Below are 21578 nucleotides of genomic sequence, written 5' to 3'. Positions count from 1 at the left end.
ACCGCGCGAGCATGCCCGCCTTCCCCGGGACGGGTGTGCCCGCGCCCAGGGAGGCGTGCCACCGGCGTCGGAGCCGCATCAGCGCTCGCTCAACCACTGCACATCCGCGAGGAGTCAGCCATGCCTGGAATCCCGCTTCCGTCCACCCCCGTCGTGCTCGCGCCGACGCCGCCCGGCGTCCCCGAGGTGCCGTCGCACTGGCGCTTTCCCGCCGAGCTCGCCTCCGTCCAACGGGCCCGCCGGGCCGTGGCCGGCGCGATCCCGGAGCCCCACGAACCCCAACTCTCCGACGTGCTGCGCCTGGTGACTTCGGAGCTGGTCACCAATGCGATCCGCCACGGTGCCCGTGCCGGCGAGGACGAGCTGATCGAGCTCGTCCTCTGGATCGCCGACGGCCACTGCTGGCTGGCCGTCTCCGACCCGGGGGTCGGCCGGCCCGTCCTCGTCGAACCGCACCCGCAGGAGTGCGGTGGGCGGGGCCTGCTGCTGGTCGACGCGCTCTGCGACATCTGGGCCGTCCTGCCCCGCCGGACCTGCGGCAAGTCCGTGGTCGCGGGGGTCAGACTCCACGCTGCCTGACGAAACGTCAAAAACGAGCGGCTGCACCGCCGGAGGGGATGGTGCAGCCGCTCGTGGTGCTTGCTGTCGGGCGAAGGGCGCTACAGGCGTTCGGGGACGGGGTTGCCGACGGCCTCGATGGCGCGGCGGACGGGGACCGTCGCCAGCAGGGCGAAGCCGATCACGAAGAACACCAGCAGGGAGATGATCGCCGAACGGTAGCTGCCGGTGACCTGGTACGCGAGGCCGAAGACCAGCGGGCCCATCCAACTGGTGCCGCGGTCGCTGATCTTGTAGACGCTGAAGTACTCGGCCTCCCGGCCGGCCGGGATGAGGTGGGAGAACAGCGAACGGGAGAGCGCCTGGCTGCCGCCGAGCACCAGGCCGATCATGCAGGCCAGGGCGTAGAACCAGGCGGGCTGGTGGGCGGGCATCAGGTACCCGAGGGCGAGCGTGACCACCCAGCCGACCAGGGAGCCGAGGACGGTCCGCTTGGCGCCGTACCGGCGGGCGATCCGGCCGAGCAGCAGTGCGCCGCCGATCGCGACGATCTGGACCATGAGCACGGCGGCGACCAGCGAGGTCTGGTCCATGCCGAGCTCCTCGCTGCCGTAGAGCGAGGCCTGCGAGACGACGGTCTGGATGCCGTCGTTGTAGCAGAGGAAGGCGCCCAGGTAGAGCAGCGTGAGCGGGTACTGGCGCATGCCGCGCAGGGTGCGGGCGAGTTCGCGCAGGCTGCCGGCGGTGGGCCGGTCCGGCGCGGCCGCCGCACGGTCGGGGGCGGCACCGGCCCGGGAGGGCAGCCGCACCAGCGGGACGATCGTGAACAGTGCCCACCACAGGCCGGCCGAGGCCAGGCAGATCCGCACGGCGGTGCCGGAGGACAGGCCGAGCGCGTCGTGGCCCTCGAACAGCGCCAGGTTGGCGATCAGCAGCAGGCCGCCTCCCGCGTAGCCGTAGGCCCAGCCCTTGGAGGAGACCGCATCGCGTTCGTCGGGGGCGGCCAGGCCCGGGAGGTAGGCGTAGGAGAGCGCGACCGACACCGCGTACGCGATGTTGGCGACCACCAGCAGCGCGCCGCCGAGCAGGTAGCGGTCGCCGTCGAGGAGGAACATCCCCATCGTGGCGACCGCGCCGACGTAGGCGAAGCCGCACATCAGCTCCTTGTGCCGCCCGGTGCGGTCCGCGACCGTCCCGGTCACCAGCATCACCAGGACCGACAGCAGCACGGAGAAGGAGACCGTGTAGGGGAAGAACGACCCCGCGCGGATCGAGAGGCCGAGCGGGTGCACGTCGCCGGCCGCGTCGGCGGCGTTCTTGGCCACCGAGGTCAGGTAGGGCCCGAGGAACACCGTCAGGACGGTGGCCGAGAAGGCGGCGTTGGCCCAGTCGTTGATGTACCAGCCGAACTGCATCCGGCGCAGCGCGCGGTCGTCGGTGGTGGTCGCCGGGTGGTCCGGCCGGTGGGCCGTGGTGGTGTTCATGAGGCTCCTGTCACCGTGCTGGAGCCGGTGCTGCCGTCGGGTCGGCAGCCGCGCTCACCGAGGACGTCCCGCAGGACGTCGATGCGGTCGGCCATGATGCCATCCACGCCGAGGTCGAGGAGAGCCCTGATCCGGGTGGGATCGTCCACGGTCCAGACGTGCACCTGCAGGCCGAGGCGGTGGGCGGCGCGGACGAAGGCCCGGTCGACGACCCGGACGCCCCGGTGCCGCTCCGGTACCTGCGCGCACACTCCGGCGAACGGTGCCCCGCGCCCCCGCACCAGTGGCCCGGCCAGCGAGCGCAGCCGGAGCCGGGCCACCTCGCGTGGGCCGAGCGAGGTGGCCAGCCGGGGGCCGGCGGCGGCGCGGACGGCGGCGAGGCGGCTGTCGGAGAAGCCGCCGACGCAGATCCGGTCCCAGGCGTTCGTCCGGCGGACCGCCTCGACCAGCGGCCCGACGGCCGGCGCAGCCTTGACGTCGACGTTGAAGCGGGCCTCGGGGAAGGCGTCGAGCAGGTCCTCCAGCAGCGGCACCGGTTCGGTGCCACCGATCCGGGCCTGCCTGACGGCGTCCCAGGGGAGGTCGGCCACCGCCCCGGTGCGGTCGGTGACCCGGTCGAGGCGGGAGTCGTGGAAGGCCACCAGGACGCCGTCGCGGGTGGCGTGCACATCCGTTTCGAGGTAGCGGTAGCCGAGGGCGACGGCGGCCTCGAAGGCGGCGAGCGAGTTCTCGGGGTGGCCGAGGTCGCCGCCCCGGTGCGCGAAGGCGAGTGGCCCCGGCTGGTCGAGGAAGGGGTGCATGTCGTGCTCCGAGCTGCTGGGGGAGGGACCCGCCCGGGCCCGCGGGCCCGGGCGGCGCGGCCCGCTCCGACGACGCCCGGGGTCGTGCGCGTTACAGTATTACGCACCCTGTCAAGCAGTAACGCCCGGTGCGGCGGGCCGGGCGTTACCGTCGGCCCGGGGGTGACGGCGGTCCCCTTCGGGGCCGGGTCGCCCCCGGGCGGTGACGGATCGCCGGGCTCAGGCGCCGACGGCCGCCCTGGCCGCCAGCAGGTCGGTGAGGCCGCCGACGGTGGGGTGGTCGAAGAGATCGCGGACGGTGATCCGGACCGGCGCTGCGCGGTTGATCCGGGCGACCACCCGTGCGGCGAGCAGTGAGTGCCCGCCCACGGTGAAGAAGCTCTCGTCGTCGCCGAACTCCTCGTGCCCGAGGGCCTGCCCCCAGACCGCGCGCACGTTCTCGCGCTGTTCGTGCCAGAGCGTCCCCCTCTGCGTCCCGCCGCCCCCGGTGCCCTGTTCGTCCGGAACGCCCTGCTCATCCGGCTGGTGCTGGTTCATTCTCGTGTGACCCCTGATTCTCCTGTGGCGTGCGCCACAATCCCTGACGCCACCTCAACGTGACATCTGATGTGTGACATTTTATAACTCTGGAGGTGGCCGATGCATGCCGCACAAGGCGTCGGGATTCCCCTGACGCAACAGCAGGAGACGGTCTGGAAGGCGCAGTTGATGGCGCCCACGGCCGACTCGTACCACATCCCGTTGGCCTTCCGGCTGACCGGACCGGTCGATCCCCAGGCCCTCGACCAGGCACTTCGGCACGTCGTCGGACGCCATCCCGTCCTGCGGACCGCCATTGCCGAGGGGGCCGGCGAGGGCCGCGGCGACGGTCCGCTCCAGTTCGTCCAGCCGCCGCCGGCATCGGTGCTGACCGTCCATCGGACGACCGCGGCGCAGGCCCCCGGACTGCTCGCCGAGACCGCGGCCCTGCCGTTCGACCCGGCCGCGCCGCTGCGCCTGGCCGCCCACCTCTACCGCTGGGCGCCCGACGAGGCCCTGCTGCTGCTGGTGTTCGACCACGTCGCGGTCGATGCGCCCTCGGTGGCCATGTTGCTGGCCGAGCTCTCCCGCGTCTGCGCCGGGCCGCCGCCGACCGCCGAACAGCGGCCGGAGGAGGACTACTTCGCCTACGCGCGGGAGCAGTTCGAGCGCTTCGCCGAGCCCGACGCGGAGACCGCCGCCGGAGCCGCGTTCTGGACGGCGCGGGCCACCGGGCTGGACACCGGCACCCCGGACCGGACCGGCGCCGAAACCGACGGACCGGCCGGCGAGTTGGCCTTCGACCTGCCCGACGGCCTCACGCCGGCGCTGACCGCCACCGGCGGCTCCCTGTTCACCGTCCTGATGGCCGCCTGCTGCCTGACGCTGCGTCACCTCTCCACGGAGGAGGACGTGCTGGTCGCCTACCCCGCCATCGACCCGTGGCGCGCGGAGTACGAGGACGCGATCGGCCTCTTCACCGACATGCTGCTGCTGCGGGCTCCCGACCTGGACACGCACAGCCTCTCCGGCTACGCCGCCGAGGTCCGCGAGGAGCTGCTGGCCGGCCTGGAGCACCAGGGCGCGCCGCTGGCCGGGATGCACCAGGCGCTGCGGACGGCGGGCGCCGCCGTCCGGGCGATGCTGTCCGTGCACGACGTGGGCGCCGAGCGGCTCACCCTGCCCGGGGTCGCTGTGGAGCGGCTGCCGATCCACCCCCGGACGGGCAAGATCGACCTGCTGCTGGCCGTCGAGGTGGCCGGCGAGCGGGCGCGGGCCCGCCTCCAGTACCGCAGGGACCGCCACACCGACGAGCAGGCGCGGACCATCGCGGCGGCCTTCCGGCTGGTCCTCGGCGCGCTGACCGGGATCGCGGCCGGCGTGGACCCGCCTGCCGCCCGGGTGGAGCTGCTGCCGGAGGGCGAGCGGGAGCGGGTGCTCGCGCTGGCCCACGGCCCGGCCGCCGCCCCGTTCGTTCCGGTCACCAGCTCCTTCCTGGCGCACGCCCGCAGCTCACCGGGCAGCCCCGCCGTCCTGGCCGGTGACGACCTGCTCGACTACCGGACCCTGGAGCGCGCCTCGGCTGCGATCGCCGCCCGGCTGCGGGCCCTCGACCTGCCGCGCGGCAGCACCGTCGCGGTCTGCGTGCCCCGCTCCGCCGGGTACGTCACGGCCGTCCTCGGGGTGCTGCGCAGCGGGCACGCCTTCCTGCCGGTCGACCCCGAACTACCGCGCACCAGGCTGGGTTTCGTTCTCGCCGATGCCCAGGCCGCGGCCGTGCTGGTGCCGACGGCACGGGACGCCGAGCCGATCGGCGGGCGGCTGCCGGTGCTGGCCCTCGACGCCCCGGATGACGGGGGCCTCCCGCCGGCCGACGGGGGCGCACCGCCGGCCGACGCCGAGGTGCCGGGCCCCGAGGACGCCGCGTACGTGATCACCACCTCGGGCAGCACCGGCCTGCCCAAGTCCGTCCGGGTACCGCACCGGGCGCTGGCCAACAACCTGCGCTGGAAGGCGGACACCTTCGGGTTCACGGCCGCCGACCGGTTCCACTTCAAGACCCCACCGGTCTTCGACGCCTCGGTGTGGGAGTACCTGGCCCCGCTGACCGTCGGAGCATCGATGGTCGTCGCCCCGGCGTGGGCGCACCGCGACCCGGCCGCGCTGGCCGCCGAGCTGGCCGAACGGGCGGTCACCGTGGTCCAGTTCGTCCCGACCCTGCTCAAGGCGCTGCTCGCGGAGCCCGCGCCGGCGGCCGACGGGAACCGGGTGCGCCGGGTGTTCAGCGGTGGCGAGGCCCTGGACGCGGCGGTCGCCGAACGGGCGGCCCGCTGGTTCGGCGCGCCGGTGGTCAACCTCTACGGGCCGGCCGAGACCGCCATCGACGTCACCTCGTACGGCGTCCCCGCCGAGGGGTCCGCCGGACGGGTCCCGATCGGCCGGCCCGCCGCCGGTGCGCAGGTCCACGTCCTGGGCCGGGGCGGCCAGTTGCTGCCCGACGGGGTGCCGGGCGAGCTCTGGGTCGGCGGGGTACCGCTGGCGCTCGGCTATGTGAACCGCCGCGAGCTCACCGAGGAGCGCTTCCGTCCGCACCCCTTCGACCCCGACCCGCGGGCGCGGCTCTACCGCACCGGCGACCTCGGCGTCCGGCGTCCGGACGGCACCCTGGAGTTCCTCGGCCGGGTCGACGGGCAGGTCAAGCTGCGCGGCATCCGGCTGGAGCTGGACGAGATCCGCGCGGTCGCGCTCGACCACCCGGAGGTCAGGGACGCGGTGGCCCGGCTGGTCGCGACCGGCCGGGAGGAGGTGCTGGCGCTCTACTTCCTCGGCGAGCGGCCCGACACCCGCGAGCGCCTGCGCGCCCACCTCGCGGAGCGGCTGCCCGCCGCGCTGCGCCCGGGCCCGCTGGTACCGCTGGACGCGTTCCCGCTCACCGGCAGTGGCAAGGTCGACGTCCGGGCGCTGCCCGCACCGCCGCGGTCCGCCCCACCGGGCCCGGCCGACCTGCCGCGCTCCGAGACCGAACGCCGGATCGCGGCCCGCTGGGCCGAGGCGCTGGGCACCGGCCAGGAGCGGGTGCCCAGGGACGTCAGCCTGTTCGAACTCGGTGGCACCTCGCTCACCCTCATCCGGTTCCACCGGCTGCTCCGCACGGAGTTCGGCACCGCACTGCCGATCACCGATCTGTTCTCCTCCCCCACCGTCGCCGCCGTCGCCGAGGCGCTGAAGGCCGCCGGCCAGCACGAAGGAGCGTCATGACCGAGCACGCGAACGGCCGGCCACAGCCCGGCCCCGACTCCGGCCCCGACCACGCCCCCGGCCTTGTCCCCGACCGGGCCGTCGCGATCGTCGGCCTGGCCTGCCGCCTCCCCGGAGCCCGCAGCCTGACGGAGTACCGGGAGCTGCTGCTGCGCGACGCCGGCGCCGTCCGCCGGTTCACCGGCGAGACCGAGCAGGCCCGGCAGGACGCCGACCCCCGGTACGTCCCGGTCGGCGGCGAGCTCGCCGACGTCGACCTCTTCGACGCGGAGTACTTCGGCATCGCGCCCGCCGAGGCCGCCGCGCTGGACCCGCAGCAGCGGCTGCTGCTCCAGGAGTCCGTGCACGCCCTGGAGCATGCCGGGTACGGCGGCGGTACGGGCCTCGGCCGGGTCGGCGTGTTCGCCGGCAGCGGCGACAACCGCTACGGCACGCTGCTCGACGCCGCCGGTGTGGAGCCCACCCCGGGCAGCACCGCCGCCGCGCTCCCGCTGCGGGTCTCCTACCACCTCGGGCTGACCGGCCCCAGCGTGTTCGTCGCCAGCCTCTGCTCCACCGCGCTCACCGCCCTCCACCTGGCCCGGCGCAGCCTGCTGGCCGGGGACTGCGAAGCGGCCCTGGTCGGCGCGGTCAGCGTGGCACTGCCGCACGAGCGCGGCTACCTGGCGGTCGACGGCGGCGTGCTGTCTCCCAGCGGCGCCTGCCGCCCCTTCGACCGCCGGGCCGACGGCACGGTGCCCGGGAGCGGCGTCGGCGTGGTGGTGCTCAAGCGGCTGGCCGACGCCCTGCGGGACGGCGACACCGTGCACGCCGTGCTGCGCGGCTCCGCGCTCAACAACGACGGCGCCGCCCGGCTCAGCTTCGCTGCGCCCAGCGTGGACGGGCAGCGGGACGTCCTGCTGGCCGCCTGGGCCGAGTCCGGGGTGGATCCTGCGACGATCGGCTACCTGGAGGCACACGGGACGGGCACCCCGCTCGGCGACCCGGTCGAGCTCGCCGCGCTGCTGGCCGCCCGCCGCCGGCTCGGGGTCAGCGCCCCCTGCATGGTGGGCAGCGCCAAGGCCGCGCTCGGCCACCTGGACGCGGCAGCCGGTATGGCAGGGCTGATCCGGGCGGTCCTCGCGGTCCGCGACGCGGTGGTGCCGGGCACCGCCGGGCACGGCGAGACCACCACGGCCGTCGACCTCACCGGCAGCGGACTGCACGTCCCGTCCGGCGCCGCCCCCTGGCCCGCCACGACCGGGCCGCGCCGGGCCGCCGTGACCGCGCTCGGCGTGGGCGGCACCAACGCCCACGTCGTGCTGGAGCAGCCGCCCGCCGCCCCGGCCGCCCCGGCCGGCGACGGGCCGCAGATCCTGCCGCTCTCCGCCCGCTCGGCCTGGTCCTTCGAACAGTCGTACGCCGACCTGCGGGCCCTGCTCGCGCAGGACGGCGCCGACCCCGCGGCCCTGGCCCGGGCCCTCCAGGCGGGCCGGGCCCCCGGCCCGCTGCGGCGCGCCTGGACCGCCGCCGGGCCGACCGGGCTGCTCGCGGCCCTGGCCGACGGTCCCGCGACTCCCGTCGACGGCCCCCTGGTCCTCGGCCTGACCGGGGACGCACCTTCCGGGGACGCACCTCACGACGATGCTCCGACCGGTGACGCGCCTTCCGGGGACGCACCTCACGACGATGCCCCGACGGCCGACGGCTTCGCGTGGCGGCTCGCCGCGCTGCGGGCGCTCGCCGCTCTCGGGGTCGAGCCCGCCGCCCTGGCCGCCTCCGGGGTGGGCGAGTTCGCCGCCCTGGCCTTCGGCGGGGCGCTCGACCCGGACGTCGCCCGGCGCTGCGCCGGGCACCACACCGCGGCGGTGGCCGCCGCCCGCCGGGGTGGCGACCTCAGCGCCTGCGAGCGGGCGATGGCCGCACTGGAGTCGGAGCTGTCCGACGTCGAGCCCGGTCTGCTCCAGGTCGAGGTCCGCTCGGTCCTGGGCACCGTGCTGCCCGCCGGTGCCGCGCCGTCGCTGACGCACCTGCTGGAGGTCACCGCCTCGGCCGTCCTCGGCGAGGAGCCGCCCGCCCTGCCGCCCGAGGCCCGCGTGGTCGTCCCGGCCGACGGTGGGGGCGAGCCGTGGCTGCGGCTGGTCGCGGACTGCTGGGAGCGCGGCGCGGAGCTCCGATGGGAGCTGCTGCGCGGCGCCGGCGGCGGCCGCACGGCCGCACCGCCGTACCCGTTCCAGCCGGTGCGCCACTGGCACCCGGCGGTCCCGGACGGCCGGGTGGAGCGCCTGCCGGTGCCGGAGGCCGGCGCCGCCGCGCCGCAGCCGGGGGTGAGCACCCTGGAGGCCGTCCGGGCCATCTGGTGCGAGGTGCTGGGCCTGCCCGAGGTCGCTCCGGAGGACGACTTCTTCGTGCTCGGCGGCCACTCCATCCTGGCCGCCCAGGTGCTGGCCCGGATCCGGCAGTCGTACGGCGTGCGGATCCCGCTGGGCGACCTGCTGGACGCGGAGACCGCCGTCGGGACGGCGGAGCTGATCGACGCCGAGCTGGCGTCCGCGCGCCTGTACCGGACGCTGGTCGGCGCCGGGCAGGACGACGGGCCGGGCGGGCACGCCCCTGAGGACGGCTTCACGGACGAGTGGGAAGAGGTCGAGCTGTGACCGTGCAGGACGTCCTGGAGGAACTCGCCGGGCGCGGGGCCAGACTGGCCCTCGCCGAGGGCCGGCTCTCGCTGTCCGCCCCGGAGGGCGCGCTGGACCCGGAGCTCACCGCCCGGGTGCGCCGGCACCGCGAGGCGATCGTGCAGTTCCTGCGCGAGCGCGCCGAGGAGGAGGCACGCCGGCAGGTGAGGTTCGGCCGGGCCGACCGCACCGCCGAGCTGCCCGCCACCTACGCGCAGCAGCGGCTCTGGCTGGTCGAGCAGCTCGGCACCGAGGTGCCGGTCTACAACATGTACTTCGCGACGGAGCTGACCGGAACGCTCGACGAGGCGGCGCTGCGCTGGGCCGCCGACCGTCTGATGGAGCGCCACGAGGTGCTGCGCACCGCCCTGCGGGAGAGTCCGGCCGGGCTGGTGCAGGACGTCGCCGCGCACTGCCCGACGCCGTTCACCGTCTTCGACGCGGACGGCGCCGAGGAGGAGGAGCGGCTGATCCGGGAGGTCACCGGGACCAGGTTCGACCTGGCCGCGGCGCCCCTGATCCGCTTCGACCTGATCCGCTGCGAGAGCGGCCGGTGGATCTTCGTGATCACCCAGCACCATGTGATCTCCGACGGCTGGTCCACCGGCGTGATCCGCTCCGAGCTCTCGGAGCTGTACGCGGCCCGGATCGCCGGCCACGCCGCCGACCTGCCCGAACCCACCGTGCAGTACGCCGACTTCGCGGTCTGGGAGCGTGAGTGGCTGGGCACCGACCTGGCCGAGCGCCAGCGCCGGTTCTGGCGCGGACAACTGGCGGACCTGCCGCCGCTGGTCGACCTCGCGCCGGCCCGGACCAGGGAGGCCGTGCAGAGCTTCCGGGGCGACTCGCTGGAGTTCCGCCTGGGCCCCGAGGCCACCGCCGCCCTGGAACTGCTCTGCTCCTCGGCCGCCGCGACCCCGTACAGCGTCTTCATGGGCGTGTTCACCGTGCTCCTGGCGCGGGTCTCCCGCACGGACGACATCGCGGTGGGCAGCCCGCTGGCGAACCGGCCGTACCCCGCCCTGGAGCGCACCCTCGGGCTGTTCTTCAACTCGATCACCGTCCGGACGGTGATCGACGGGACGCTGAGCGTACGGGACTTCCTGGCCGGGGTCCGGCGCACGGCCTTCGACGCCTTCGCCCACCAGGACCTGCCCTTCGACCAGGTCGTCCAGGCGGTGGCGCCGGAGCGCAGCAGCTCGCACTCGCCGGTGTTCCAGTCGATCTTCATCTACCAGAGCTACCCGGACACCGACCTCGACCTGCCCGGGGTGCGCCCCGGCATCGCCCCCGAGCCGGTGTACGCGGCGCAGTACGACCTGATGCTGAAGCTCCGCCAGGAGACCGAGGGCTTCCTCGGCCAGCTCATCTACAGCACCACGCTGTTCGACGAGGCCCAGGTCCGGCGGCTGGTGGTCTGGTTCGAGCGCGTGCTGGTCACCATGGCCCGGGACCTCGACCTGCCGGTCGGCGAGCTGTCGCTGGTCGGCCCGGAGGACGTCCTCCGGCAGGCCGAGCAGGACGCCGCGGCGGAGCTGCCGGTGGCACCCGTGCCGGTGCACCGACTCGTGCTGGAGCGGCTGGCCGGGTTGGCCGACACGCCGGTGGTGTCGTTCCGGGCCGAGACGCTCACCGGGGCAGCCCTCGCCGAGCGGGCCGCCGCGGTGGCGGCCGGGCTGCGGGCCGCGGGCCTGCGGCCCGGTGACCGGGTCGGCCTGCTCGTCCCGCGCTCCCCGGCCCTGGTCGCGGTGCTCCTCGGGGTGCTGTCCGCGGGCCTGGTGTACGTGCCGCTGAACGGCTCGGACCCGCGCGCCCGGCTGGAGGGCATGCTGGCCGACGCCGGCTGCGCGGCGCTGCTCACCGACGGGCCGTACGCCGGGCTGTGCCCGGAGTTCGCCGGCCTGCGGCTGCCGCTCGCCGAGCTGACGGGGCCCGCCCCGCAGACCGCGCCCGCCCCGACGCCCTCGCCCGGGGACTCCGCCTACGTCATCTTCACCTCCGGCTCGACCGGTCGGCCCAAGGGCGTCGAGGTCTCCCACGGCGCCCTGGCCAACCTGTTCGCCGCGCTCGACCGGACCATCCCCGTCGAGCCGGGTACCCGCTGGCTGTCCGTCACCTCGGTGACCTTCGACATCGCCGTCCTGGAGCTGCTGTGGACGCTCTCGCGCGGCGTCCCGGTGGTCCTGGCCGAGAACGCGGAGACGCTGGCCACGGCCCCCGGGGAGGCGAGCGCCGAGAGCCTGCCGGAGCTCGTCGAGCGCAGCGGCGCGACCGCCCTCCAGGCGACCCCGACCCTGCTGCGCAGCGTGCTGCGGCTGCCCGGCGGCGAGCGCGCGCTGGCGCGACTGCGGCTGCTGCTCTGCGGCGGCGAGCCGTTGGACCTGGCACTGGCGACCCGCTTGAAGGAGCTGGGCATCCCCCGGGTGCTCAACATGTACGGGCCGACCGAGACCACCGTCTGGTCGACCTGCTGGGAGGTGCCGCAGCGGCCGGCGGCGGTGCTGGTCGGCCGGCCGCTGGCCAACACCCGGGTACGGATCCTGGACGCGGCGCTGCGCCCGCAGCCGGACGGCCTCTTCGGCGAGCTGGCGATCGCCGGCGCCGGCCTGGCCGAGGGGTACCTGGGCGACCCCGGGCTCACCGCGCGCCGCTTCGTCGACGGGCCGGACGGCGAACGGCTGTACCGCACCGGGGACCTCGCCCGGAGGCTGCCGGACGGCACCCTGGAGCTGGCCGGGCGGCTGGACCACCAGGTCAAGGTGAACGGCTACCGGATCGAGCTCCCCGAGGTGGAGCGGGCGATCGGTGCGCTGCCCGGCATCGCCGCCTGCGCGGTGGTGGTGCAGCACACCGGCGCCGAGGCGGCGCTGGTCGCCCACTACGTCACCCGGGACGGCCTGGACCGGACGGCCGGGGAGCTGCGGGCGGCCCTCGCCGACGCCCTGCCCGACCCGTACCTGCCCGCGGCCTTCCACCGCCTCGCGGCGCTGCCGACGACGGCGGGCGGCAAGACCGACCGGGCCGCGCTGCCGACGGTCGTCCTCGCCGGAGCCGCTCCGGCCGGGGCGGGCGATCCGGCGGCGCAGCCCCGCGACGAGCTGGAGGAGCAGCTGCTGGCGGCCTGGCGCACGGTGCTGGACCGGCCGCTGGCCACCGTGGAGGACGACTTCTTCCGCCTCGGTGGCAACTCCATCCTGGTCGCCCGGCTGCTCACCGAGATCCGCGCGAAGGTCAGCGCCGAGGCCAGGATCGTCGACCTGTTCCGCTACCCGACGGCCCGTGGGTACGCCGCCCATCTGCGCGGCGCCGCCGCCGAGGAGGACCGGACCGCCCCCGGGGCACCGACCGCCGAACGGACGGCCGCCGAGCGCACGGTCGGCGACCGCCGGCGCGAGCAGGTGCTGCGCAAACGCCGCTCGCGCGCCGCCGCCGCCACCGCCCGACCCGCGAGCGAGGAGTGACCGCCGTGACCGCATCCCCACCCGCAGCCCCCTTCGCGTCCCCGTCCGCAGCCTCGGCTGCAGCCCCGTCCGCGGCCCCGGCCCCGGCCGAGGACGAGCAGCCGTACGAGGACCGGTTCGACGACGAGCTGCCCGCGATCGCCGTGACCGGGATGGCCTGCCGCTTCCCCGGAGCGGACTCCACGGCGGAGTTCTGGTCGCTGCTGCGCGCGGGGACCGAGGTCCGCGAGGAGGTCCCGGCGGAGGAGCTGCGCCGGGCCGGCCTGGCCGGGTCGGCCCCCGGCGGCCCGGTCCACGTGCCGGTCCGACGGCCCTTCGGCGACCCCGCGCTGTTCGACGCCGCCGCGTTCGGGATGACCCCCGCCGAGGCCGCGTTGACCGACCCCCAGCAGCGGATCCTGCTGGAGCTCGCGGTGCACGCCCTGGAGGACGCGGGAATCGACCACGCGGCCTTCCCCGGTGCGATCGGCACCGTGGTCGGCCTCAACCACTCCGACTACCTGCTGCACCACGTGCTCGCCCACCCCGAGGTGGTCGCCACGCACGGCTGGCACCGGGTGTTGATGGGCAACGACCGGGGCTTCACCGCCACCCAGATCGCCTACCGGCTGGGCCTGACCGGCCCGGCCTTCGCGGTGGACTGCGGCTGCTCCGCCGGCCTGGTGGCGGTGCACCAGGCAGCCAGGATGCTGCTGGACTACGAGGCCGACGCCGTGCTGGCCGGCGGCGCCGCGATAAACCCGCAGGACCTCGGCTACGAGTACACCCCGGGCGGCATCGTCTCACCGGACGGCCGCTGCCGGCCGTTCTCCGCCGAGGCCTCCGGGACGGCCTTCGCCAGCGGGGCCGGACTGGTGGTGCTGCGGCGGCTGGAGGACGCGCTCGCGGACGGCGACCGGGTGCTCGCGGTGATCCGGGCCGGGGCGGTGAACAACGACGGGCGCCGCAAGAGCGGGTACACCGCGCCCAGCGTGCCGGGCCAGGCCGAACTGGTCGCCCGGGTGCACCGGTTGGCCGACGTCGGCGCGGACCGGATCGGTCACCTGGAGGCACACGGCACCGCCACCCTGCTCGGCGACCCGATCGAGGTCGCCGCGCTGACCGAGGCCTTCCGGCAGACCACCTCGGCGACCGGCTACTGCGTGCTCGGCTCGGTCAAGGCCAACATCGGACACCTGGATTCGGCGGCCGGCATCGCCGGGCTGATCAAGACGGTGCTGATGCTGCGCCACCGGGAGCTGGTGCCCACGCCGGGCTCCGGGTCGACCAATCCGCACATCGACTTCGCCACCTCGCCGTTCCGGATCGCCGGGGAGTCGCTGCCCTGGGAGTCCGAGCTGCCGAGGATGGCCGGCGTGAGCGCGTTCGGCGTGGGCGGCACCAACGCGCACCTCCTGCTGGAGGAGGGGCCGGTGCGGCTCCCCGACGGTGATCCGCCGCGCCGCGAGTTCGACCGCCGCCGCCACTGGCTGGACCCCCGCCCGACCGGGGCGGGCGCCCAGGGGGCCGTCCGGCCCGAGTCCGCGGCGACGGAGTCGAGCGCCGTGGAGTCCCAGTCCGTGGAGCCCCAGTCCGTGGAGCCCGGCACCCGGCGGCCCGAGGAGCTGCTGTCGGGCGCCCTGGAGATCTTCCGCACCGCGCTCGGGACGGACGAGGTCGGCCCCGAGGACGACCTGTTCGTGCTCGACGGCGACTCGCTGACCGCCCAGCGGATCGCCGCACTGGCCGGGGAACGCTGGGGAGTCAGGATCCCGCTGGGGACCTTCCTGGACGAGCCGACACCCGTCCGCCTGGCCGCCCTGGTGGCCGCGGCGCCGACCGAGCAGCCGACCGAGAAGCCGGCCGGGAAGCCGATCGGGGCCGGCCTGGCCGACGCCGGGCCGCTGCCGGTACCGGCCCTGCTGGAGCGCTTCCTGTTCCTGGACGAGATCCCCGGCGCGGCCGAGGCATACCACGTACCCGTCCTCGCCGAGCTGACCGGGCCGCTCGATCCGGCCGCCCTGGCCGGAGCGCTCCAGGACGTGGTGGACCGGCACGACGGCCTGCGGCTGCGCTTCCACCGCAGCGAGCACGGCCCGCGGTTCGACGTCCTGCCGCGGGCCGGCGCCGAGCTCCCGGTGGTGGACGTCCCCGACGAGGACGCCCTGCACCGGGCCGTGAACGACCTGCTCGGCACGGCGATCCCGCTGGACCCGGCACCCGCCCTGATCGCCCGGCTGTTCCGGCGCTCCGCCGAACGCCATGTGCTGGCCGTCGTGGTGCACCACATCTGCGCGGACGCCCACTCCACCGGGGTGCTGCTGCGCGACCTCTACGCCTGCTACGCCCGTCGCACCGGCGCTCCGGCCGCCCGGCTCCCGTCGCTGGAAGGGCTGTTCGCCGAGCACGCCCGGGCCACCGACGACTGGACCCGGTCGGCCGAGGCCGAACGGCAGGCCGCGTTCTGGAGCGCCGAGCTGGCGGACCTGCCCGAGCGGCTGGAGCTGCCGGGCCGGGCCCGCCCGGCCGAGCGCCGCTACCGGGGCGAGCTGCTGGAGTTCGAGCTCCCCCCGCGGGTCGCCGACCAGGTCCGCGCCCTGGCCGAACGGCGGCGGGTGACCCCGTTCACCGTGGTGCTCGCCGCCTTCGCCGTCCTGCTCGGGCGGCTCGGCACCAGCTCCGACCTCGTCGTCGGCACCCCGGTGGCGGGCCGGCAGCATCCGCGCACCCGTGACCTGGTCGGCAACTTCGTCAACACACTGCCGTTGCGCCTGCGGCTCGACCCCGCCGACGACTTCACCGCGCTGGTCGACCGGGCCGCCGGCCGGCTGCGGGCCGCCCTGGACCACCAGGAGCTGCCGTACGAACTCCTCGTCCGCCGGCTCGGGCGCACCGCGGACCAGCGCGAGGCCCCGCTGTTCGACGTGCTGTTCAACATGCTCGGCGGCGAGTCGGGCCCGCCGCCCGCGCCGCCCGGACTGACCGCCCACCCGGTGCCGTTCGAGCGCGGCGGCAGCCCGTACGAGCTGTCGCTCGACTGGTGGTTCGACCCGGACGGTCACCTGGGCGGGCGACTGCGCTACGACGTCGACCGCTTCGGGCGGGCCCGCGTCGAGGCGTGGCGGGACTGTTTCGCCCACCTCCTCGACCGGCTGACCGCCGAGCCCGGCACGCCCGTCGCCGACTGGCCGGCCGAGCCGCCGGCGCTCGCCCGGCGAACCGCGCAGGCCCTGCGCGGGCCGGTCACCGAGGTACCGGAGCAGCCCGTCCACGAGGTCTTCGAGGACTGGGCCCGGCGGGAGCCGCAGCGGCTCGCGCTGGCCGGCGGCGGTACGGAGCTGACGTACGGGCGGCTCGCCGAGGTCTCGGCCGGCGTCGCCGCGCTGCTGGCCGGGCACGGGGTGCGCCCCGGTGACCGGGTCGGCCTTGCCCTCCCGAAGGGCGTACCGGCGGTGGCCGCGCTGCTCGGCGTGGTCCGGGCCGGGGCGGTGGCCGTCCCGTTCGACCCGGGGCTGCCGCCCGCCCGGCTGGCCCTGATGGCCGAGGACTGCGCGCCAACGGTGGTGCTCTGCGAGCGACCGGAGGCTGCCGGGTTCGCGCCGCCGGCCGCCGCCGTCGTACTGCCCCCACTCGCCGAACTCACCGCGCCCAGCGGGTGGAACGGCCCTTCCGTCACCGGCGCCGACCTCGTCTATCTGACGTACACCAGCGGCAGCACCGGCCGACCCAAGGGCATCGCCTTCCCGCACCGGGCGCTGACCAACCTCGTCCACTGGGAGACCGACGGCCACCGCCGGGCGCTGCGCTGGCTGCAGTTCGCACCGCTCGGCTTCGACGCCGCCTTCCACGAGGTCTTCGGCGCACTCTGCGGCGGCGGCTCGCTGCACGTGGTCGACGAGGAGACCCGGTACGACCACGAGCTGCTCGCCGCCTTCATCGCCGGGCACGGGGTGCATAAGGCCATCTGGCCGGTCTCGCTGCTCAACTCGGTGGCGGCCGTGTTCGAGGACGACACCGAGCAGTTCGCCTCGCTGCGGGAGATCGCCGCGACCGGCGAGCAACTGCGCCTGGGCGCCGCGCCGCTCGCCTTCTTCGCCGCGCTGCCCGACTGCCGGTTGATCGACAACTACGGCCCCGCCGAGACCCACGTCGTCACCTCCTACACCTTCCGGGGCCCGTCCACCGACTGGCCCCGTTACGCGCCGATCGGCCGGCCGCTGCCCAACACCGTGCTGCGGCTGACCGACCCGGCGGGCCGCGACGTGCCGTACGGTGCGGTGGGCGAGCTGAGGATCGGCGGGGTGTGCGTGGCCGAGGGCTACCTCGGGCTGCCCGCGCAGACCGCCGAGCGCTTCGAGCGCTCCGGGGGGACCGCGTGGTACCGCACCGGCGACCGGGCCAGGCTGCTGCCCGACGGTGAGCTGGAGTTCCTCGGCCGCGCGGACGGCCAGGTCAAGATCCGCGGTCACCGGGTGGAGCTCGCCGAGGTGGACCTGGCGATCCGCCGGGTGCCCGGCGTCCGGGACGTGGCGGTGGTGGTGGCCGGCACGGACGGCGAACGGCGGCTGGACGCCTACCTGGTGACCGCCGTCCCGGTGGAGCGGGTGCGCGAGCGGCTGCTGGCGGAGCTGCCCTCGGCGCTGGTCCCGGCCACCTTCACGGTGCTGGACGCGCTGCCCGTGAACGTCAACGGCAAGGTCGTCCCGGCCCTGCTGCCCGCCCCGGGCCGCCCGACGCCGACGCCGGCGCCGACTCCGGCACCGGTATCGGCTCCGACGGCGGCTTCGGCCGCGGGACCCGCCGTCGGCCAGGACGGACCGGGCGGGGAGGTGCTGGAACTGTTCCGCCGGATCCTGGAGCGCCCCGACCTCGCGGCCGACGACGACTTCTTCGCCGCCGGCGGGCACTCCCTGCTGGCCGTCCGGGTGCTGTACGGGCTGCGCGAGCGATTCCCGGCCGCGCAGGGGCTCTCCGTGGCGGAGTTCTACCGCTGCCGCACCGCCGAGCAGGTGACCCGCCGGCTGGCGCTCCGCACCGCGGGCGGGGCCGCCGCACCCGGCGGACCCCGGCCGCAGGCCCTCCTGCCGGACGCCGGCCCGCCCGCCGCACTGCCCGCCGGACTGCGTGCGGCGGCCCGCCCCGAGGCCGTCGCGGACGGCAAGAGCTTCGTCCTGGAGCTTGGCGAGCACCCGGACCCGCGGGCGCTGCGCCTGGCCTACCGGGCGCTGCTGCGACGTCACCCCGCCCTGCGACTCACGGTCGCGCCGGACGGCGGCGGGCTGACGGTCCGTCCGGCCGAGACGCTGGACGACACCGTGCCGGTACTCGACCCGGATCCCGCCACCGACCTGGCCGGTCAGGTGTACCGGGCCGCCCGGGCCGGCGCCCCCGACCCGCGCCGGGACCCGCTGCTGCGGCTGCTGCTCGCCACCCCGCCCGACGGGCCGGCGCTGCTCGGCCTGAGCCTGCACCCGCTGGCCCTGGACGGGCTCGGCCTGCTCACGCTGGTCGGGGAACTGGCCACCGCCTACCGGGATCCGGCGGCGCTGGGCCCCGAGGACCGCGGCTTCCTGCGCCAGCTGGCCTGGCGGGAGCAGCTGGCGGACGGCGAGGAGGCGAAGCACGCCGCCGGGGTCTGGCACGAGCTGCTCGCCGGGCACGGCGCCCCGGCCACGGCCGACGCCCTCGGCCTGCCCGGTAGTCCGACCGACCCCGACACCCGGACCGAGCCGGACACCTGGGCCGAGCCGGACACCGAGGCCGACTGGGCGCCGCAGGCCGGCCTGCACACCGCCGTCCGCGAGGCCGGCGCCCGCCTCGGCCTGTCGCCGTACACCCTCCAGCTCACCGCCTTCGCCCTCGCGGCCGCGCGCACCCTCGGCACCGGTGCGCCCCGGATCGCCCTGCCCTGGGACGGCCGGGCCGCCGCCGGGCTGGAGGACAGCGTCGGCGCCTTCGCGGAGGTCGTCCCGCTGCCGGTGACGATCCGCCCGGACGCACCGGTCGCGGACTCGCTGGCGGCCGTCCGGGCGCTGCTGGCCCGGATCGAGGAGGCCCGGCCGGTGCCGTTCGCGGACCTCGCGGCCGCCGACCCGGCGCTCGCCGCCGCAGGCGCCGCCGACCTGGTGTTCAACTACGCCTGGGACGACGGCGGGGAGCAGGAGTTCGCCGGCCACGCCCTGCGCTGGGTGGGCCCCGAGCCGCTCCAGCCCGGCCAACGGGTGCACTTCGCACTGGTGGACGGCCCCGGCGGCTTCCGGGTGCGGGCGCGTTCGCGGGCCGGTGGCCCGGACGCCGGGGCGCTCACGGCGGCGTACCGGGAGGCGCTCTACGCCCTGCTCTTCGACCCGTCGGCCGGCCGGGACGGCCGTCCGGCCGCCACCGCCCTGGAAGGGGAGTCATGAGGTTCGGCCTGTTCTTCTTCGCCAACGGGGACGACCCCGACGAGCAGTACCGGCTGCTGCTGGAGGCCGCCGCCTTCGCCGACGCCGAGGGCTTCTCGGCGGTCTGGACGCCGGAGCGGCACTTCCACCCGTTCGGCGCGCCCTTCCCCAACCCGGCCGTCACCGGTGCGGCCGTCGCCGCCGCGACCCGCCGGATCTCGGTCCGGGCCGGCAGCGTGGTGCTGCCGCTGCACGACCCGCTGCGGGTCGCCGAGGAGTGGGCGGTGGTGGACCGGATCTCCGGGGGCCGGGCCGAGATCGCCCTCGCCTCCGGTTGGAACCCGCAGGACTTCGTGCTCGCCCCCGAGCGGTTCGCGGCGGCCAAGGCCGAGCTGCGCAAGGGCCTCGACGAGGTGCGCCGGCTCTGGGCGGGTGAGGAGGTCGACCGTCCGGGGCCCGGCGGCGCCACCCACCGGATCCGCACCTACCCGACGCCCGCCGGGGGCGGCCTGCCGCTGTGGATCACGGCGGCGGGCTCGCCGGACACCTACGCCTTCGCGGGCGAGACCGGCGCCGGGGTGCTGACCCACCTGCTCGGCCAGTCGCTGGAGCAGTTGGAGGACAACCTCGCCGGGTACGCCGACGCGCTCGCCGTCCACGGGCACGAACCGGAGCGCGAGCGGGTCGCCGTCATGGTGCACACCCATCTGGGGCCCGACCGCGAGCAGGCGCTGGCCCGGGCCCGCGAGCCGCTGCTGGCGTACATGCGCTCCTCGCTCAGCCTGTTCGGCCTGAACACCGCGCCGGGCGGGGCCGACGCCTCGCCGGAGGCGATGGAGGAGCTGCTGGAGCTGGCCTACCGGGACTTCTCCCGGGAGCGCTGCCTGCTCGGATCGGTCGAGGACGCCCTGCCGCTGGTGGAGTCGCTGGCCGAGATCGGGGTCGACGAGATCGCCTGCCTGATCGACTTCGGCGTCGGCACCGACGCGGTGCTGGAGTCCCTGCGCACCCTGGCCGAGCTGCGCCGCCGCAGCGAACACCTGTGAGACGCCCCAGGGCGTGTCCGCCCCTTCCCGCCCACCACCGACCGACAGGAGCAACCCGGTGACAACGAACGACGGACCGCCGACGGCCGGGGCCGCCATCAGGAGAATCGCCGGCGCGGCGCTGCCGCTCTACCTGACGATGATCGCGGCCTCGGCCGGCGCCCTGGTGGACACCGCCCTCCTCGGCCACCACGGCACCGCCTCGTTGGCGGCCCTCGGAGTGACCATGGCCGTCTTCGGCCCGGCCACCGCCGCGATCGCGGGCGCCCAGCGCGGGGTGATGCCCTTCGTGACGGAACACCAGGACAGCCCCCGGGAGCTGCTGACCGTCCTGCGCAACGGCATGTGGCTGGCCGTGGTCACCGGCGGCCTGGGTGCGCTCGCCGTCGTCTGCGTGCCGTTGATCGCCCGGCTCGGCGGGGTGCCGGGGGAGACCGTCGACCAGCTCGGCTTCTTCCCGCTCCTGCTGGCACTCGACACGCTGACGGTCGCGCTGTCCACCACCGCCGCCTCGGCGCTGATCGGGCTGGGCCGCGGCCGGCTGGTGATGCGGGCCGGGCTCGCCGGTACGGGCACCGCCGTGGTGCTGTCGCTGCTGCTGGTGGGCGGCCCCGGGCCGCTGCCGGCGCTCGGCCTGAACGGCGCCGGGATCGCGATGCTCGCCTCCGGCCTGATCAGCGCGGTGGTCGCGCAGACGGCGCTGCGCAAGGTCCCGCAGCTGGCCGGTCACCCGCTGCGGCTGGGCCGGCCGCAGCCGGCCGAGGTGTTCGCCCTGGCGCGGGTCGGGATCCCGCTGGCCGCGACCGTGCTGATCAAGTTCGCGGTGCTGGGGGTGCTGGCCTTCTCGGCCGCCCGGATCGGCACCCAGGACGCCGCCGTGCACAGCGTGGCGGTCTCGCTGGTGAACCTGGTCTTCACCGCCGCCGTCGCGGTGGGGCAGGCGGTGGTACCGGTGGTGGCCGACCGGCTGAAGGAGGAGGACCTGCCGGGGGTGCGGTCGGGGGTGGCCTCCGGCCTCGTCGTCGCGGCCGGTGCGGTGGTGCTGCTCGCCGGGGTGCTCACGCTGCTGCACGGCCCGGTGCTGGAGCTGTTCAGCACCGATCCGCAGGTGCGCACGGGCCTGGTCGACCTGCTGCCGCTGGTGCTGGCCGCGACCCTGGCGGACGCCGTCCAGGCCCTGTTCGGCTTCGGCCTGATCGGGGTCCGGCGGACGCTGCCGAGCATGCTCTGCTTCGCCGCCGGTTACGGCGTGCTGGCCGTCGCGGCCGGCCCGGCGGCCTCGTACGGCGGGCTGACCGCGCTCTGGAGCACCCTGGCCGTGGTCAATCTGGCCCTGGTCCTGGCCCAGGGCTGGTGCTTCCGCCGCTACAGCGCGCTCGCGGTGGCGGCGGCCCCGGCCACGGTGGCCGCCTGACAGCCGTCAGCCACCGGGC

10 protein-coding genes are annotated in these 21578 nt (G+C 75.9%); 7 read left to right on the top strand and 3 right to left on the bottom strand.

Annotation, left to right across the window (positions count from 1 at the left end; genetic code table 11):
- The first annotated feature begins 120 nt into the window (after positions 1-120).
- Positions 121-579: an ATP-binding protein gene (locus tag AB0J08_RS01885; protein ID WP_360625268.1), complete on the top strand. Its 459-nt coding sequence runs from the start codon at positions 121-123 to the stop codon at positions 577-579.
- A gap of 80 nt (positions 580-659) precedes the next feature.
- On the opposite strand, the gene AB0J08_RS01880 is transcribed toward AB0J08_RS01885, so the two are convergent.
- From AB0J08_RS01880 to AB0J08_RS01870, 3 genes are all read right to left on the bottom strand, one after another.
- The gene (locus AB0J08_RS01880; RefSeq protein WP_360625265.1) at positions 660-2042 is read right to left on the bottom strand and encodes an MFS transporter; all 1383 of its coding nucleotides are present in this window, start codon (positions 2040-2042) and stop codon (positions 660-662) included.
- A complete protein-coding gene (locus tag AB0J08_RS01875) occupies positions 2039-2842 on the bottom strand; it encodes a glycerophosphodiester phosphodiesterase (RefSeq protein ID WP_360625262.1) in 804 nt (267 codons plus the stop codon). The genes AB0J08_RS01880 and AB0J08_RS01875 overlap by 4 nt, the downstream gene beginning before the upstream one ends.
- Positions 2843-3061: 219 nt before the next feature.
- Positions 3062-3379: an acyl carrier protein gene (locus AB0J08_RS01870; protein WP_360625259.1), complete on the bottom strand. Its 318-nt coding sequence runs from the start codon at positions 3377-3379 to the stop codon at positions 3062-3064.
- A gap of 102 nt (positions 3380-3481) precedes the next feature.
- Here AB0J08_RS01870 and AB0J08_RS01865 point away from each other — a divergent pair, with 102 nt between their 5' ends.
- The 6 genes from AB0J08_RS01865 to AB0J08_RS01840 are packed head-to-tail and all read left to right on the top strand — an operon-like array spanning position 3482 to position 21559.
- Positions 3482-6619, top strand: a complete 3138-nt coding sequence (locus AB0J08_RS01865; protein WP_360625255.1) for an amino acid adenylation domain-containing protein — start codon at positions 3482-3484, stop codon at positions 6617-6619.
- Entirely contained in the window at positions 6616-9255 is a 2640-nt protein-coding gene (locus tag AB0J08_RS01860; protein WP_360625252.1) for a beta-ketoacyl synthase N-terminal-like domain-containing protein, read from the top strand. The genes AB0J08_RS01865 and AB0J08_RS01860 overlap by 4 nt, the downstream gene beginning before the upstream one ends.
- A complete protein-coding gene (locus AB0J08_RS01855) occupies positions 9252-12737 on the top strand; it encodes an amino acid adenylation domain-containing protein (RefSeq protein ID WP_360625249.1) in 3486 nt (1161 codons plus the stop codon). Before AB0J08_RS01860 ends, AB0J08_RS01855 begins: the two co-directional genes overlap by 4 nt.
- Positions 12738-12742: 5 nt before the next feature.
- The gene (locus tag AB0J08_RS01850; protein ID WP_360625246.1) at positions 12743-19120 is read left to right on the top strand and encodes an amino acid adenylation domain-containing protein; all 6378 of its coding nucleotides are present in this window, start codon (positions 12743-12745) and stop codon (positions 19118-19120) included.
- A complete protein-coding gene (locus AB0J08_RS01845) occupies positions 19117-20145 on the top strand; it encodes a MupA/Atu3671 family FMN-dependent luciferase-like monooxygenase (RefSeq protein ID WP_360625243.1) in 1029 nt (342 codons plus the stop codon). The genes AB0J08_RS01850 and AB0J08_RS01845 overlap by 4 nt, the downstream gene beginning before the upstream one ends.
- Before the next feature lie 58 nt (positions 20146-20203).
- Positions 20204-21559, top strand: coding sequence for an MATE family efflux transporter (locus tag AB0J08_RS01840; RefSeq protein ID WP_360625240.1), 1356 nt, complete (start codon positions 20204-20206; stop codon positions 21557-21559).
- Positions 21560-21578 lie beyond the last annotated feature (19 nt).

It is taken from the genome of Kitasatospora sp. NPDC050463 (assembly GCF_040655255.1).
In the GTDB taxonomy this organism is placed as follows: domain Bacteria; phylum Actinomycetota; class Actinomycetes; order Streptomycetales; family Streptomycetaceae; genus Kitasatospora.
The sequence above is the reverse complement of the archived record's forward strand: the minus strand, read 5'-3'. Positions and strand labels throughout refer to the sequence as shown.